Source organism: Acidovorax sp. HMWF029 (assembly GCF_003060895.1).
Lineage (GTDB): Bacteria > Pseudomonadota > Gammaproteobacteria > Burkholderiales > Burkholderiaceae_C > Acidovorax.
In genome coordinates this window covers 1-1,012 of record NZ_QAIH01000317.1, presented here as the reverse complement: position 1 = coordinate 1,012, position 1,012 = coordinate 1, and the positions used below count along the sequence as shown (strand labels likewise).

The following is a 1,012-nucleotide window of genomic DNA, read 5'->3' as shown; positions in this document are numbered from 1 at the left end:
GGGCAGGGCAGCTTACCGTGGCTCCGCCACCTGCGGGCGTGCCCGTGACTTCGTAGCTTTGTATGACACTGCCGCCGTTATTCGCTGGCGCTGTCCACGACAGGGTCACTGCACCGCTGCCCGCCACCGCTGTCAGGCCCGTGGGCGCGTCGGGGGCTACAAACGGCGCAAAGTACAGCGCGCGCACCGACCGCACGGGGAACGAGGAGCCGTTCTGATACCCACCCGTGGCAATGCCCTGGGCCCGAACCCACAGGGGGGCGCCGCGCGGAAAGGTCAGTCCATCCAGCGCCCAGCCACCCGCTACCCGTGTGACCGCGCCCAAGTCCGTCCAACCAAACTCGGGGGCATCCTCCACATTCGATATCGCAAAACGCACGAGGCTGACTTCGGTCCCAGCGCCGCTGCGCATCCAGCGCAGGCCGTCGCCAGAAGCGGTGGCCTCCAGGGACTGCAGGGCCGCCTCTGGCACGCTCAGGCGGGCAATGCGGTTGCGGGTTTGCCCGCCCACGCTGGTGAAAGAGCCCCCCACCAGTACCTTGCCATCGGGCTGCGCTGCCACGCTCAAGACAAAATTGTTGGCATCCGGATTGAAGGCTGCATCCAGCGTGCCATCGGCGTTGAGCCGAGCGATGCGGTTGCGCGCTTGCCCGCCTACTGTGGTGAAAGTCCCTCCCATCAGCACCTTGGCATCGGGCTGCGCGGCCAGGCTATAGACAAAATTGTTGACATCCGGATTGACGCCCGTATCCAGCGTGCCATCGGCGTTGAGCCGAGCGATGCGGTTGCGCGCCTGCCCGCCTACTGTGGTGAAAGCCCCCCCCATCAGCACCTTGCCATCGGGCTGTACTGTCACGCTGTAGACAGTATTGTTGGCATTCGGATTGAAGCCGGCATCCAGCGTGCCATCAGCGTTGAACCGAGCGATGTTACTGCGCGCCTGCCCGCCCAGGGTGGTGAACAGCCCCCCCACCAGCACCTTGCCATCGGGCTGCAAGGCAAGGCTATAGAC

1 pseudogene is annotated in these 1,012 nt (G+C 65.3%); it reads right to left on the bottom strand.

What is annotated here, in order from left to right:
* A pseudogene (locus DBR12_RS21035) lies at positions 1 to 1,012 on the bottom strand (hypothetical protein); the annotation flags it as partial.